This window comes from Micromonospora sp. NPDC051227 (assembly GCF_044455385.1).
Lineage (GTDB): Bacteria > Actinomycetota > Actinomycetes > Mycobacteriales > Micromonosporaceae > Micromonospora.
The window spans coordinates 97729-110281 of sequence record NZ_JBITET010000016.1 but is presented as its reverse complement, the minus strand read 5'-3'; the positions used below and the strand labels follow the sequence as shown (position 1 = coordinate 110281).

Genomic DNA, 12553 nt, shown 5'->3' with positions numbered 1-12553 from the left:
GCCGAGACCCGCGGGAGGAGCGGGGGTCGGGCCTCGATTACGGTGACCCACTGGAATGGGGGTGGGTCATGGCACCGGAGGTGTCGCCGCGGAGGGCCAAGGCTGTGCTCGTCACGCTCTCCCTCGCCGCGTTCGCGTTCATCACGACCGAGCTCCTGCCCGTCGGTCTGCTGACCCGCATGGCACCCGATCTGGACCGGTCCCGCTCACAGGTGGGTCTGTTGGTCAGTGGGTACGCCGTGGTGGTGGTGCTGGCGTCCGTGCCGCTGACCCGACTGACCCAGCGGGTCCCCCGGCGGCACCTGCTCGGCGTCACGATGCTGCTGTTCGCCGTCGCGAACGCCGCCGCCGCGCTCGCGCCGACGTACGCTGTGCTGGCCGGCTCCCGCCTGGCGACCGCCCTCGCCCAGGCGCTGTTCTGGTCCGTCGCCACGGCGACCGTGATCGGGCCGTTCCCGGTCGCGGTGCGCGGTCGGGCGGTGGCGCTGTTCGCGACCGGGGCGACGCTCGCCCCGGTGCTCGGCGTACCCCTCGGCACCTGGCTCGGGCAGCAAGCCGGCTGGCGCGCGGCGTTCGCGGTGCTGGCCGGGATCGGTGTGGCGATCGCCGCCGCGGTGCTGCTCCTTCTCCCCTCCTATCCCCCGGCCGCCGGCGGCGCCGCCCGGGGCAGCGCACCGGACGGGCGGCGCTTCGCCGTCCTGCTGATCGCCACCGCCCTCGGCATCGGCGGCTTCATGACCCTGCAGACCTACGTGACACCGTTCCTGCTCGACGTCAGCGGCTTCGCCGACGCGGTGCTGGCGCCGCTGCTGTTCGTCTCGGGTGCGGCGGGGGTCGTCGGCACCCTGGTCGCGGCCCGGACTTTGGACACCCGACCGATCGCTTCGCTGCTGACGCCGCTGGCCATCGGCACTGTCTCGCTGCTCGGGCTCTACGCGCTCGGCGCGCTCAAGCCGGGCGTGGTCGCGCTTCTCGGCGGGATCGGCCTCGCGTACGCGGCGTTCGGCTCCGCCGTGCAGAACCGGATGCTGCAACTGGCCCCGGGCAGCACCGACATCGCGTCGGCCGGGGTCAGCACCGCCTTCAACGCCGGCATCGCCGGCGGGTCGCTGCTCGGCGGCGCACTCCTGCCCGCCCTGGGGGCACGCCCGCTGGCGCTCGCCGGCGGGCTGCTGACGCTGGCCGCCCTGACGCTGCTCGCCGTGGACGCGCGTCGGGGCCGCGTCGTCGGGCCGGCGCCGACCCTCGCCCCTCCATCCACCAGTCCCTCGGCTACGCGCCGGTCTGACTCGCCTGCGGCCGGAAGACCTTCCGGTACGCGCCGGGCGTGACGCCGCGGAGTTGCCCGAACTGGAAATCGGAAGTTGCTCGTGGTGGGGAACCCGGTCTGTGCGGCGATCCGGTCGATGGTGTGGTCGGTGGTTTCGAGCAGGTCCTGCGCGTGACGGATGCGTACCCCGGAAACCCACTGCATGGGGCTCTGCCCTGTCTCGTCCTTGAATCGACGGGTCAGCGTACGAACCATCTCATTCATCCTGCCTGGTCAGGGCCGTGTCGTCGGTGCGCTCGACACGGGCGCCCCGGAGTCCGGCGCTGATGGCGGCGCCCGCCGACTCGGGACGGCGACGGTGGTGTTCAACCTGCTGTGGGCGATCGTCGTGGTGCTGATGATCTACCGTCCTGGCTCGACCACGGGAGTTGGCCGGTGAGCCCGCGTCGCATCAACTGAAGAGGGCACCGCCGTCCGCGCGGGCGAGCGGCGGGACAGCAGGTATCCGGTCAGTGCGGCGCCGAGGCCGGCGAGCCCGGCCGTCGCGAAGCCACCCGCCGGCACGGAGAGGTCGATCGCCACGCCGACCAGCGGGGCGCCGAGCGCGAAGCCGGCGCTCTGCGCCGAGGACTGCAGACCGATGACCTCGCCCCGCACACCGGGTGGCGCCAGCCGGCTCACCGCGTCGGCCACCGTACCGAGGGTCGGCGCGGTGAGGAGCCCGCTGCCGACGACGGCCACACACAGCCAGGGCCAGTCGCGGGCCAGCCCGGCCGGCATCGTCACCAGCCCGAGCAGGCCGAGCAGCAGCCAGGTGGGCAGCGGCCGGGTCAGCGCGCCGTAGACCAGCCCCCCGATGACGGACGACGCGCCGAACACCACGACCACCACGGCCGCCCAGGACACCTGACCCGCCTCCCGCAGCGTGGCGACGATGGCGAGGTCGACGCCGCTGAGCACCGTCGTCGTCCCGAACGCCATCGTCAGCGCGGCGATCATCCTGGGGCTCAGCCACTGCCTGCGTGGAGGTCGTTCCGCCGTGGCGGCGTCCGCCTCGTCCTCGGCGCGCATCGGCGGGTTGAGCACTGCGATGCCGAGGCCCCCGGCGAGGATCGCCGCGCCGACCCCCCACGCCACCACGTCGGGGGACACCGTGGCCGCGCCCAGGATCACCACCGCCGGCCCCACGATGTACGACAATTCGCCCTGCACCGATTCCAGCGCGAACGCGGCCCTTCGCTGCTCCACCGTCGTCATCGCGGCGATCGCCTGTCTGCTCACCGCTTGGGCCGGCACCATCAGCAGGCCCGCCAGGAAGCTGGCGACCAGCAGAAACCCGTACGGCAGGACCGGCACGCCCAGCCAGAACCCGACCTGCGCGGTGACTGTCGCCAGCAGGACGAGGCGCAGCCCCCGCGAGTCGATCATGCGGCCGAGCAGCGGCCCGCCCAGCGCCACTCCGACGGTCAGCGCCGCCGCCACACCACCGGCTGCCGCGTAGCTCAGCTCCAAGCCCAGGACGACAACCAGGGTCAACGCCATCACATCGGCCGTTATCGCGGTGCGGGCGAGCAGCGAGACGCCCAGCAGCGGCGCCATCCCTGGCACGGCGAGCACCTGCCGGTATCCGGTCACCCGAATGACGCTAATTCCCCCCGCGCCCCATAAGAAGACGTCAGTTCGTTGCGGTCGGCATAATGAATGCTTATGGCCAGGGAACTGGAGACCGCCCTACTACGGTCGTTCGTCGCCGCCGTGCGGGAGGGCAGCATCAGCCGTGCCGCGACCGCGCTCGGGCACACCCAGCCCGGTCTCAGCCAGCAGTTGCGCAAGCTGGAGAGCGTCGTCGGCCGTCCGCTGCTGCACCGGTCGTCGGCTGGCGTCTCGCCAACCCGGGCGGGCGAAGAACTTCTCCCGTACGCCGAGCGCATCCTCTCGCTCTCCGCACAGGCACTCGCCGAAACCGGACGCGCGCTCACCGGCCACTGCGGCGTCGGGTTGCTCGAAGACCTCGCCGCGTCCCGGCTCCCGCAGGCCCTCGCCGACCTCGCCCGGCTGCATCCCGGCGCGACTCTGGAGGTGCTCAGCTGTTCCAACGCCGCCATGCGGGAGGCCTACGACGCCGGCCGCGTCCAACTCGTGCTCGACGCGGTACCGGACATCCCCGGGCCGCCACGCTGGACGGTGCGCGCCCCGCTGGTCTGGGCGATCGGGCAGGGTGTGGACGTGGCCGCCGATCCACTGCCGGTGGTGCTGTTCTCCAACCCGTGCTCCTGGCGTACCTCCGTGCTGGACGCGCTGGAACGGGCCGATCGACGCTGGCGGGTGGCCTTCGAGAGCAACAGCCTGGTCGGGGTGCTCGCCGCGGTACGGGCCGGGCTCGGCGTCGCGGCGCTGATGCCCGCGAACCTCGAACCGGTCATGATCTGCCGCGACCCGGATGCGCTGCCCGTCCTGCCGGACGTCGAGTTCGGTCTCGCCCGGCACCCCCGAACCGAGGGTGATCCGCTGATCGACGCCGTGGAGTCGGCGCTGCGTCGCATCGTCGGAGCACACGCCGTCGCCGGGTAGGCGGTCACCCACTCGCTCCGCTGACGACCGCCATCATGATCAAGGTGCGCCGCCGCCGCTGACTCATCAGCGCGAAACAGGCGGTGAGCACCACCAGCTCCAGCTCGGCCCACTCGCCGGTGACCTCGACACGGATCGGTCCGCCGCGTCGGCCGGGGAGGCGAACCGCGAGGCGGTGCCCGTCGCGTACCAGCTCACCGCCGCAGCGACCGGGCTCCCAGCGGGCCACCCCGCCGGGCCCCGGCACGTGCGACCGGCCCGGGTCGAGCCGTACCGGCACGCCGTGCTCGCCCCGGGCGGTGAACCCGAATCTTCGGCGGCCGGTCGGTTCGACAGTCCAGCGGCCGGTGTCGGTACGGATCTCGCCGCAGCGCCGGGTCCAGCCGGTACGCAGCGAGGCGCGCGCCCCGGAGTCGAGGACGAAGACCCCGTCCTGCTTGCGGACGGTCAGCGCGGTCATCGATTCGCCCCGTCCGGGCGGGGCCGGGGCAGGCCAAGGATGAGGATGACGCCAACGCTCAGGTGCAGCAGCGCGAGGGTCGCCTTCGCTCCCCCGCCGACGCCACTCGGTGGGCCGACCACGAGCGACAGCAGCAGGACGGCGACCGCGATCGAGGTCCACCAGACGCGGGAGCGGTTGGTGCGGCGTTCCAGCACCGCGAGCAGCGTCCAGCCGGCCAGTGCCGCGACGGCGGCGGCCACGATGACAGCGGCCACCGTGATCTGCCGGGTCGAGCTTGCGGACCTGACTGCCAGGTCGACGCCGGCTGCCGAGTGCAGGAGCGCGAACTCGACCACCGCCACCACGATCGCGCCGGCCGCCACCGCGGCCCGTCCCAGGAGAAGGTTGTTCGTCATGGTCTGAGTCTGTGGACCGGGCCGGGCCGAGCGCGTCGGTCCAGACGCCGCGGCGGGTACGTCCGCCGGCGGCTCGGCGTACTACCAAAGGAGGTGGTCCGGCCGGCCGCCAGCCCAGTAGCGTGCGCGATGTGGATGCGGCGACGTGCGAGGTCGAGCCGCCGCGGACGTGGCGTTCCGTTCCGGTGGCCGCTACGACAGTGGCGGTCGGCGTCCTCGTCGCGACCATGCTGTGGTCCGCCACCCGGTCCAGCTCCGCCGGCCTGGTCGGCGTCGACGTCGCGCTGGCGGTGGCCGCCCTGGCCCTCGTTCCGGTGGCCCTCCGCCGACCGCTGATCGGTGGCGTGCTGGCCGGCCTGCTCGTCGCGCTGTCTCCGGTGGCCACGCCGGTGGCCAGCTTCGCGGTGCTGTTCACCGCCCGCAACCGGCCGTTTCGGCAGGCGGCGGCGGTGGCGGCGGTCGGGGTGGCGGGCGAGGCGGCGCAGGCGTTCTGGCGGCCGGTGCCCAGCCTGCCGTACGGGTGGCGGCTGGTGCTGATGACGATCGCGTACGCGGCCCTGCTCGGTTGGGGCACCTGGGCGCAGGCCCGCAACGCCCTGCTGGTGGCGCTGCGGGACCGGGCCCGGCGGGCCGAGCAGGAGCAGGAACGACGGGTCGGCGAGGCGCGGGCGGCGGAGCGCAACCGGATCGCGCGGGAGATGCACGACGTGCTGGCCCACCGGCTGTCCCTGCTGGCGGCGGCCGCCGGCGCGATGGAGTACCGGCCGGACGCGCCACCCGAGCGACTCAGCGCCGCCGCCGGGGTGATCCGGGCCAGCGCACACCACGCCCTCGACGAGCTGCGCGAGGTCATCACCCTGCTGCGCAGCGACGACACCGAGTCGCCGACCGACGCACCACCCGGGCAGACCCTCGCCGACCTGCCGCGCCTGGTCGACGAGGCGCGGGCCGCCGGGCAGCAGATCGAGGTCGACGACAGGCTCGGCCCGCCGGTGGAGATCCCCCCGACGGTTGGCCGCACCGCGTACCGGATCGCGCAGGAGGGCCTGACCAACGCCCGCAAGCACTCTGCCGGTCAGCCGGTCCGGCTGGTGCTCGGCGGCGCACCCGGCTCCGGCCTGAGCATCACGGTGAGCAACCCGACGACGCCCGACAGCAGCGCCACCGGCAGCGCCGGCACCGGCCTGATCGGCCTCGCCGAACGGGCTGCGCTCACCGGTGGTCGGGTCGCCCACCATGTCGACGCCGCAGGCCGGTTCCACCTCACCGCGTGGCTGCCGTGGCCGACGTGACGGGCCCGATCCGGGTCGTCATCGTCGACGACGATCCCTTGGTACGGGGAATGCTCACGCTGATGCTCGACGGGGCCGACGGGATCGTCGTGGTGGGCGAGGCCGCCGACGGCGCCACGGCGATCACGGCGGTGGACCGGCACCTGCCCGACGTGGTGCTGATGGACATCAGGATGCCCGGCGTCAACGGCATCACCGCCACCGAGCGCCTGCGCCGCCGCCACCGGCCGCCCGAGATCATCGTGCTCACGACGTTCGACACCGACGAGCACGTGGTGCGAGCCCTGCGAGCCGGCGCGAGTGGCTTCCTGCTCAAGGACACCCCGCCCGAGCAGATCAGTCAGGCGGTCCGCTCGGTGGCGGGCGGCAACCCGATGCTGTCGCCGGGCGTGACGCGCCGCCTCATGCAGCGGGTCGCGTCGGGGGCCGAGTCCTACGAGCAGGCGCACGAGCGGCTGGCCCTGCTCACACCCCGGGAACGCGACGTCGTGCTGGCCATCGCGCAGGGTCGCTCGAACGCCGAGATCGCCAGCGAGCTGCTGATGAGCGTGACGACGGTGAAGGCCCACGTCTCGCACATCCTGACCAAGCTGGATCTCGACAACCGCACCCAGATCGCCCTGCTCGCCCACGACGGTCGGCTCCTCTGACGCCGGGGTCAGGCCAGCACCGCTGGCAGGACGAGCAGGGCGAAACGGATCACCCGCCCGGAGAGGCAGGCGACGGCGAACTCCCAGCGTCGAAGGCCCGCGGTGCCGGCGGCGAGGCTGACGACGGCCAATGGTGGAACCCCGACCGCGGCGGAGGCCAGCACCGTCGGTAGGGCGGTGCGGCGGCGGGAGAGCCAGCGTCGGATCGGCTCGACCCACCGCGCGGCCCGAGTCGTCGCGCGACCTGACTTTGCCCGCTTCGCGACCTTCTGGGCCAGTCGCCCTGACCCGCGACGCGCCGACTCGAACAGCAGCAGCTTGCCGGCGGTCTGCCCGAGCGCCAGGGCGACCACGGCGACGAGAGCGTGGCCGCCGCGCTGCCCGGCGACCACGGCGTAGGCCTCGGCGTTGACGATCGGGACGAGCGCCGAAGCGACACCGTAGCCGAGCGCCACCAGGGCCTCGGCGAGGCTGCTCATGCCCGGCCATCCCGTTCGAGCAGCCGGACCACCGCTGCGACCGACCACAGCTTGACCGCGACGACGGCGACGGCGACGGCCAGCGCGACCAGGTACTGCCCGAACGCGATGGCGCCGATGACGCCGGCGGTGTTGGCGACCTTGGCCACTGGCGACCAGTTCAACGCCCACACCCGCCGGTCGACCAGGTGGAAGTAGTTGGGACTGAGCACCGGCCAGCACAGGAACGCCAGCGACAGCATGGTGTCCAGCACCAGGAACGAGAGCAGGAAGACCAAAGCCACGACCGCGACGTCCGGCACGAGGGAGACCAGGCCCACGCAGAGTACGGCGGTGCACGCGCGGTCGCTCACGATGTCGAAGACGGCCCCGGCCCGGGTCTCCTGTCCGAGTCGGCGGGCGGCCCAGCCGTCGAGCGCGTCACCGATCCAATAGATACCGTACGATACCGTCACCAATGTCACCGACCCGGAGACGAGGGCCAGGATACCGACGGTGACAGCGGCGACCGTGCGAACGGCGGTGATGTAGTTGGGAACCGTACGAAGCGGGCCGACGGTGATGGCGGCGCGGGAGTCGACGAGAGTCACCCCTGCAGAGTCGTCCGGCGGGCGTTTTCGCGGAACGTGCCGCGGTGCCGACCTGGTCCCGAGGGTGGTACCGGGGTTCCGGCTGATCCGGTACCTGGGTACTGGCCGGTCTTCCGGCTGGTCGCGGAGACTGTGTGGGTGATGACTGGAATCCGCGAACGGTTGCGCGACCCCGAGCGAATGCGCCGGCTCGCGTACGCTGCGGTGGTTTTGATCATCGCCGCGGTGGTCACCACCGTCGAGGACGGCGTGTCCGTGCCATCGGGCTGGGCGTGGCTGGTGCTGCCGGTCGGCCTCGGGGCCACGGCACTGCGCCCCCGCTACCGAACCCTGGTCTTCGCGGTCTGCGCGGGGTTCGTGGCGATCGTGAGCACCGGCGAGTCGGTGCAGTTGGGCCTCGCGGCCGCCGGCCTGGTGTTCGTCTCGGTCTGCGAGGACCCGGCCCGACACCCGTGGCTGGGGTGGGTGGGCGGCTTGATCGGCGCGGCCGGCGCCCTCAGCGTCGCGCTGCTCAACGGACGGGGGCTGTACGAACAGCCGTTCTTCTTCGTGACGGCCGGCTATCTGCTGGCGATCCTGTTGCGATCGTGGTCACGCGGCTACGCCCTGACCCGGGAGACAGACAACCTGCGCGGCCAGGCCGCCTGGCTCGAACAACGCACCAACCTGGCCCGCGAGCTGCATGACGTCGTCGGGCACCACGTCACCGCGATGGTGGTGCAGGCCGAGGCGGGCCAGCTCAGTGACGACCCGGGGGCGGCGCTGCGGGCGATCGCGGGCAGTGGCCGCACCGCACTGAGCGAGCTGGACACGCTCGTCGTGCACCTGCGCGATCCGGACGCGTCGATCGCGGTGAGCGCTCCGCCGCGCCTGTCCGACATCGACGAGCTGCTCGCCCAGCCGCTGCGCCAGCAGGGCGTGACGGTGGCAGTCCAGCTGGACCCCGAGCCGGGCCTGGACGAGATCGGCGTGTTGACCGCCTACCGCATCGCCCAGGAGGCCCTCACCAACATCGCCCGCCACGCGAAAGCCACGGCGGCCTGGGTCGAACTGGTCCGCGTCGGCGACCACGCCCGCCTGCGGATCAGCGACGATGGCATCGGGCCGCCCCTGGCACCCACGAGCGGCTCGGGCCTGCTCGGCATCGGGGAGCGCGTCTCCGCGCGCGGCGGGAGCTGGGAGCTGAGCCAGCGCCCCGGCGGCGGCACTGTGGTGCAGGTCAACCTGCCGGCGGTGAACAGATGATCCGCGTCGCGATCGCCGACGACCAGGAGCTGGTCCGGGACGGCTTCAGCCTGATCCTGCGGTCCCAACCCGACATCCAGGTCGCGGCCGAGGCGGCGGACGGCCGGCAGTTCCTCGACGCCGTACGTCGCGACTCCCGCATCGACGTCGCACTCGTCGACATCCGCATGCCGGTGCTCGACGGCCTGCAAGCCACCCGCGAGCTGGCCACGATCCCGCACGCCCCGGCCGTCATCGTCGTCACCACCTTCGACGACGACGCCTACGTCCTGGACGCCATCGCCGCCGGCGCGCGCGGGTTCCTGCTCAAGCGCTCCAGCGCCCGTGACCTGATCGCCGCGGTGCGCACCGTCGCGGCCGGCGAGGCGGTCCTCTCCGCCGAGGTCACCGGAGCCGTACTCGACCGGGTCCGCGCGACCGGTCCGGCCTCCCGCGTGGAGTTGGCGGCCTACCAGCTGACCGCTCGGGAGACCGATGTGCTCGCCCTGATCGGTGCCGGACTCAACAACAACGAGATCGCCGAACGCCTCTACCTGTCCATGAGCACCGTGAAGACCCACGTGACCAACGTGCTGGCCAAGACCGGCAGCCGGGATCGCGTACGAGCCGCAATCCTGGCGATCCAGGCCGGCCTCGCACCATGACCGGAACCAGCCGGCGGGCTCGACCTGGGCGTCTTTGTCGCCGAGCAGGCTCGCCGACTAGGTTGCGGACGTGGACCAAGGGGATATCGACGTGATCGACCGCTGCGTCGTGCCGGCTTGGGGAGCGCAAGCTGACGCGGTCAGCGGCCGATCGGTCGTAGGGTTGCGGTATGGCACAACGACTCGTCAGCGTATGGCAACCGTTCTTCCTTGCTAGCGAGAGTCAGGGCGCGGCCATCGACGCCGCGACCGAGTTGGAGGACCTCGGCTACTCACGAATCTGGTTCTCCGGTGGTTTCGGCGAGAACGTCGCCCCCCGCTTCCGCGAGATCCTCGACGGAACCACGCGCATCGGCGTCGCGACCGGGATCGTGAGCATCTGGCACTCGTCGCCACCAGAGGCGGCGGCGTTCGCCAACGACGCGGAGCAGGCGCATCCCGGCCGGTTCCTGCTCGGTCTCGGCGCCAGCCACGCGGTGGTGGTGGAAAGTGGCGGCACCGACTATCGCAAGCCGTACTCGCGGATGGTGCAGTATCTCGACGGCCTCGACGCGGCCGGGCTTTCGCCCGAGCGGCGCATCCTGGCCGCACTGGGCCCGCGGATGCTCGAACTCTCCCGCGACCGCTCGACCGGGGCGCACCCGTACTTCGTCCCTGCCGAACACACCGCCGAAGCCCGGGCGGCAATCGGGCCCGACCGGCTGCTCGCCCCCGAGGTCGCGGTGGTCCTCGACGCAGACGCCACCACCGCGCGTGCCACCGCCCGCCAGTACACGAGCGGGTACCTCGCACTGCCGAACTACACCAACAACCTGCGGCGATTCGGCTGGACCGACGAGGACTTCGCCGACGGCGGCAGTGACCGCCTCGTCGACGCCCTGATCCCCTGGGGCAGCGTCGAGAAGGTGGTGGCCGGGTTGGAGAAGCACTACCAGGCCGGCGCGGACGAGGTGGCGATCCAGGTGCTCAACGGCGGCGACGACACGACGTTCCCCGCCGACGCGTTCCGCGCCCTCGCCGCAGCCCTGATCTGACTTCCGAAACCCGCGGCACCGTCGGCCCCGGTCGCGGCTCGGATACCGTCACCCGTGCGGACCGGCACCACCTGACCGCTCTCCTGGCAAGCGGGGCGGCGCCGACGCGGTGGGCCGGGACGCGGGTGGGGTATCGGCGCAGCCTTGAGGTTGCCGATGAGATCGGCGCTCGCAGCGTCGCCTCCCCGCCATCGTCGCTGGCGTGTGCGGGTTCCCGGCCGACCAGGCAGCGAAGATCGCCACGTGCGAACTGCTGACTGCGGCGCTTCAGGGTTGAGGTTGGTGGCCGCGACACCGTTCAGGCTCGCCCGATGAGATCGAGGCCGGTCAGGTCCGCCGACAGCGACCAGAGGCGGGCTGCCTCGCTGCTGTCCATGGGGCTGCCGTCGGTGATGTGGCAGTCCACGCAGTAGTCGCCGCCGTTCGTGTCGAGGTGGGGTGACGTGGCGGCCCAGACCTGGGTCGCCGCCCCTTGCTCGACGGTCTTGAACAGGCCCGGCGCGGGAGTGCCGTCGGCGTCGATCCAGCCGGCGGCGACCATCTCCTCGACTGCGAGGTGCCGTTGCAGAGGAGTGAGGATCCAGCCGGGGTTGACGGAGAAGGCGCGGACGCGGTGCGGCCTGCCGAGCAGGTCGAGGTGGCGGGCGAACAGGATGTTCGCGAGCTTCGACTGGGTGTATGCCTCCCACTTGTCGTACCCGCGCTCGAACTGCACGTCGTCCCACCGGATACGCCACGCCGGGTTGCGCCCGGAGGCCACCGAGACGACACGAGCCGTGTCGGGGGCGGTGAGCGCGGGCCACAACAGGTTCGTCAACGCGTAGTGGCCGAGGTGGTTGGTCGCGAAGTGCCCTTCCCAGCCGGGTCCAACCCGGGTTTCCGGGCAGGCCATGATGCCGGCGCTCGCGATCAGGATGTCGAGGGCGGGGTGGCTGCGGAGGAACCGAACGGCGAAGGCGCGGACGGAGGCAAGGTCGGCGAGATCGAGCTGATCGACCTCGACCCCGGGTACTTCGGCGAGTGCCTGCTGCGCTGCGTCCGGCCGGAGAGCTGGGACGACCACCCGAGCCCCAGCTCGGCTGAGCGCGCGGGTCGTGGCGAGACCGAGGCCGGAGTAGCCGCCAGTGACGAGGGCGGTCTTTCCGGTGAGGTCGATCCCGGCGAGGACGTCTCCGGCCGTACTGTGGGCACCGAACCTGGTGTGGATCGTGTCGCTGGTCATGCCGCGGACGCTAGGTGCTAGACCGAGGTCTAGGTCAACGACTACCGTCGACGCCGTGGCGGACAGCGGCCTGAGCATCGGGCAGGTGGCGCAGCGCACCGGGTTGAGCGTGCACACCCTACGGCTCTACGAGCGTGAGGGCTTGTTGGCCAGCGAGGTGCGGCGCGACGGTTCCGGCAGGCGTGTCTACAGCGCCTGGGACGTCGAGTGGCTGGCGAACTGCGTGAAGTTCCGTGCCTCCGGGATGCCACTCACCACGATCAGCCGCTTGGCCCGGCTCGTTCGCGAGGGCAGCGGCAACGAGGCCGAGCGGCTCACGTTGCTCCGCGAACACCAGCGCTACATCACCGATCAGCTCACGCAGCTGCACGACTGCCTCGAACTCATCAACGTCAAAGTGGCCAGCTACGAAAAACACCTCGCCGCTGGTGCCTCCGGTGATCCCTGGCAACAGCAACCCCGGCCCGCACCGGAGGAGCACACCCACCGGATGGGCTGACCAACACCGTCGGCTGTCGTGGCTGTTCGCGCGACAGGTTGCGGTCCGTGGTTGGTGGGTAGGACCTGAATGATTGGGTACGTGGGTACGCTGCACCGGCGGTGGCCTCAGCCAAGCCCTTCCGCACCACTGCCACCCGCACCAATGGGGTGGCACCACCGGCGTTCCCGTATCCACAGACGAGAGGCGAGACCACACC

General features: G+C 72.0%; 14 protein-coding genes and 2 pseudogenes. 9 read left to right on the top strand and 7 right to left on the bottom strand.

Annotated features, from left to right (window positions below):
* The first annotated feature begins 68 nt into the window (after positions 1-68).
* On the top strand, positions 69-1331 hold the full coding sequence (locus ACIA47_RS28830) for an MFS transporter (RefSeq protein ID WP_396711471.1): 1263 nt from the start codon (positions 69-71) through the stop codon (positions 1329-1331).
* On the opposite strand, the pseudogene ACIA47_RS28825 reads toward ACIA47_RS28830, so the two are convergent.
* Positions 1273-1531 (bottom strand): annotated as a pseudogene (locus ACIA47_RS28825) (helix-turn-helix domain-containing protein); the annotation flags it as partial. The gene ACIA47_RS28830 and the pseudogene ACIA47_RS28825 sit on opposite strands and share 59 nt — an antisense overlap.
* Here ACIA47_RS28825 and ACIA47_RS28820 point away from each other — a divergent pair.
* Positions 1524-1709, top strand: a pseudogene (locus ACIA47_RS28820) (hypothetical protein); the annotation flags it as partial. The pseudogenes ACIA47_RS28825 and ACIA47_RS28820 sit on opposite strands and share 8 nt — an antisense overlap.
* On the opposite strand, the gene ACIA47_RS28815 reads toward ACIA47_RS28820, so the two are convergent.
* Complete coding sequence (locus ACIA47_RS28815) at positions 1673-2905, bottom strand: MFS transporter (protein ID WP_396711470.1); 1233 nt, start codon at positions 2903-2905, stop codon at positions 1673-1675. The pseudogene ACIA47_RS28820 and the gene ACIA47_RS28815 sit on opposite strands and share 37 nt — an antisense overlap.
* Before the next feature lie 72 nt (positions 2906-2977).
* Here ACIA47_RS28815 and ACIA47_RS28810 point away from each other — a divergent pair, with 72 nt between their 5' ends.
* Complete coding sequence (locus tag ACIA47_RS28810; RefSeq protein ID WP_396711469.1) at positions 2978-3841, top strand: LysR family transcriptional regulator; 864 nt, start codon at positions 2978-2980, stop codon at positions 3839-3841.
* Positions 3842-3845: 4 nt separating this feature from the next.
* Here the strand turns inward: ACIA47_RS28810 and ACIA47_RS28805 are convergent, their stop codons facing one another.
* A complete protein-coding gene (locus ACIA47_RS28805; protein WP_396711468.1) occupies positions 3846-4301 on the bottom strand; it encodes a hypothetical protein in 456 nt (151 codons plus the stop codon).
* Complete coding sequence (locus ACIA47_RS28800) at positions 4298-4699, bottom strand: DUF6069 family protein (RefSeq protein ID WP_396711467.1); 402 nt, start codon at positions 4697-4699, stop codon at positions 4298-4300. Before ACIA47_RS28800 ends, ACIA47_RS28805 begins: the two co-directional genes overlap by 4 nt.
* Positions 4700-4830: 131 nt before the next feature.
* Here ACIA47_RS28800 and ACIA47_RS28795 point away from each other — a divergent pair, with 131 nt between their 5' ends.
* Both ACIA47_RS28795 and ACIA47_RS28790 read left to right on the top strand, forming a co-directional pair.
* Positions 4831-5991 (top strand): sensor histidine kinase, encoded by a 1161-nt coding sequence (locus ACIA47_RS28795; RefSeq protein WP_396711466.1) that lies wholly within the window; start codon positions 4831-4833, stop codon positions 5989-5991.
* The gene (locus tag ACIA47_RS28790) at positions 5979-6641 is read left to right on the top strand and encodes a response regulator transcription factor (protein WP_203119208.1); all 663 of its coding nucleotides are present in this window, start codon (positions 5979-5981) and stop codon (positions 6639-6641) included. The genes ACIA47_RS28795 and ACIA47_RS28790 overlap by 13 nt, the downstream gene beginning before the upstream one ends.
* Positions 6642-6649: 8 nt before the next feature.
* Here ACIA47_RS28790 and ACIA47_RS28785 read toward each other — a convergent pair whose 3' ends face one another.
* Positions 6650-7120, bottom strand: a complete 471-nt coding sequence (locus ACIA47_RS28785; protein ID WP_203119206.1) for a VTT domain-containing protein — start codon at positions 7118-7120, stop codon at positions 6650-6652.
* A complete protein-coding gene (locus ACIA47_RS28780; RefSeq protein ID WP_396711465.1) occupies positions 7117-7710 on the bottom strand; it encodes a CDP-alcohol phosphatidyltransferase family protein in 594 nt (197 codons plus the stop codon). Before ACIA47_RS28780 ends, ACIA47_RS28785 begins: the two co-directional genes overlap by 4 nt.
* Positions 7711-7851: 141 nt before the next feature.
* Between ACIA47_RS28780 and ACIA47_RS28775 the strand changes: the two genes are divergently transcribed.
* The 3 genes from ACIA47_RS28775 (at position 7852) to ACIA47_RS28765 (ending at position 10633) form a co-directional block, all read left to right on the top strand.
* The gene (locus tag ACIA47_RS28775) at positions 7852-8955 is read left to right on the top strand and encodes a histidine kinase (RefSeq protein ID WP_203119197.1); all 1104 of its coding nucleotides are present in this window, start codon (positions 7852-7854) and stop codon (positions 8953-8955) included.
* On the top strand, positions 8952-9599 hold the full coding sequence (locus tag ACIA47_RS28770; RefSeq protein WP_091400951.1) for a response regulator transcription factor: 648 nt from the start codon (positions 8952-8954) through the stop codon (positions 9597-9599). Before ACIA47_RS28775 ends, ACIA47_RS28770 begins: the two co-directional genes overlap by 4 nt.
* Before the next feature lie 170 nt (positions 9600-9769).
* Positions 9770-10633, top strand: coding sequence for a TIGR03620 family F420-dependent LLM class oxidoreductase (locus ACIA47_RS28765; protein ID WP_396711464.1), 864 nt, complete (start codon positions 9770-9772; stop codon positions 10631-10633).
* Positions 10634-10931: 298 nt separating this feature from the next.
* Here ACIA47_RS28765 and ACIA47_RS28760 read toward each other — a convergent pair whose 3' ends face one another.
* Complete coding sequence (locus ACIA47_RS28760; protein WP_396711463.1) at positions 10932-11855, bottom strand: oxidoreductase; 924 nt, start codon at positions 11853-11855, stop codon at positions 10932-10934.
* Between the two features lie 55 nt (positions 11856-11910).
* Here ACIA47_RS28760 and ACIA47_RS28755 point away from each other — a divergent pair, with 55 nt between their 5' ends.
* Positions 11911-12354 (top strand): MerR family transcriptional regulator, encoded by a 444-nt coding sequence (locus tag ACIA47_RS28755; RefSeq protein WP_203119191.1) that lies wholly within the window; start codon positions 11911-11913, stop codon positions 12352-12354.
* Positions 12355-12553 lie beyond the last annotated feature (199 nt).